Here is a 1,488-nt window from a genome sequence, read left to right as displayed (position 1 = left end):
GGGGTGACGATAATTTCGCTGACGTGACCGGCGGTTAGTCCGCTCGGCACAGCCTGGTTGCCGGGCAGTATGCCGACCTGCTCCACGCAAGACTCGCCAAGCCCGTTGAAATTTTATAACAACGGCGCAAAGGCCGCGCCCGAGCGTTGCGGCTCGTGAGTCGAACCTGGAGAGAGCATGGCCAGCGAGCATCCGCGCGCCAATCTGAAGCCGTTGTCGTTGCATGTGCCGGAACCCAAATTCCGTCCCGGCGATGCGGTCGACTTCGGCGAAGTCGATATCCCGCCAGCGGGGTCGGTGCGGCGCCCCGACACCGCCGACAAGGCGCAGGGCTTCACCGATCTGGCCTATACGATGATCCGCGTCCTCGACGAGGACAACCGCGCGGTCGGGCCCTGGGACCCCAAATTGTCGCCCGACGCGCTGCGCCGAATGCTTCGCAACATGGTGCTGGTCCGCGCCTTCGACGAACGCATGTTCCGCGCCCAGCGCCAGGGCAAGACCAGCTTCTATATGAAGAGCCTGGGCGAGGAGGCGGTGTCGATCGGTGCGGCCGCAGCGCTCTCCGACGACGACATGTGCTTCCCGAGCTACCGGCAGCAGGGCATCCTGATCTCGCGCGGTTGCCCGTTGGTCGACATGATGAACCAGATCTATTCGAATACCGGCGACAAGCTGCAGGGCAAGCAGTTGCCGATCATGTATTCGGAGCGGCGGTTCAGCTTTTTCTCGATCTCCGGCAATCTCACCACTCAATATCCCCAGGCAGTGGGTTGGGCGATGGCCTCGGCGTCGCGCGGCGACACGCGGATCGCGTCGACCTGGTGCGGCGAGGGCTCGACCGCGGAAGGTGACTTCCACTCGGCGCTGACCTTCGCGACCGTCTATCGCGCGCCGGTCATCTTCAACGTCGTCAACAACCAATGGGCGATCAGCTCGTTTTCGGGCTTTGCCGGCGCTGACGAAACCACCTTCGCCGCGCGCGCGATCGGCTATGGCATTGCCGGGCTGCGCGTCGACGGCAACGATGCGCTCGCAGTCTATGCCGCGATGTCCTGGGCGGCGGAGCGCGCGCGCACCAACCAGGGCCCGACCTTGATCGAGCATTTCACCTATCGCGCCGAAGGGCACTCGACCTCCGACGATCCCACGCAATATCGCTCGGCCGGCGAACCCAATGCCTGGCCGCTCGGCGACCCCGTGGTGCGGCTCAAGGACCATCTCATCGCGCTCGGCGAATGGGATGAGGAGCGCCACGTCGCGCAGGACAAGGAACTCGCCGAGATGGTGCGTGACGCGCAGAAGGAAGCCGAAAAGAACGGCATCCTCGGCCACGGCCTGCACCAGCCGCTCGACAGCCTGTTCGACGGCGTGTTCGAGGAAATGCCGTGGCATCTGCGGGAACAACGGCAGCAGATGCTGGCGGAAGAAGAAGCATCGGGGCGGCCATGGGCGCGGAAGTGATGCCGATGATTTCCCTCTCCCGTT

The 1,488-nt window shown here is 64.5% G+C and carries 1 protein-coding gene; it reads left to right on the top strand.

The window, feature by feature from the left end; translation table 11 throughout:
• Window positions 1–177 precede the first annotated feature (177 nt).
• Complete coding sequence (locus tag SMA01S_RS23915; RefSeq protein ID WP_066827987.1) at window positions 178–1,464, top strand: 3-methyl-2-oxobutanoate dehydrogenase (2-methylpropanoyl-transferring) subunit alpha; 1,287 nt, start codon at window positions 178–180, stop codon at window positions 1,462–1,464.
• The last annotated feature ends 24 nt before the right edge of the window (window positions 1,465–1,488 follow it).

This window comes from Sphingomonas mali NBRC 15500 (assembly GCF_001598415.1).
GTDB lineage: Bacteria > Pseudomonadota > Alphaproteobacteria > Sphingomonadales > Sphingomonadaceae > Sphingomonas > Sphingomonas mali.
The sequence above is the reverse complement of the archived record's forward strand: the minus strand, read 5'-3'. Positions and strand labels throughout refer to the sequence as shown.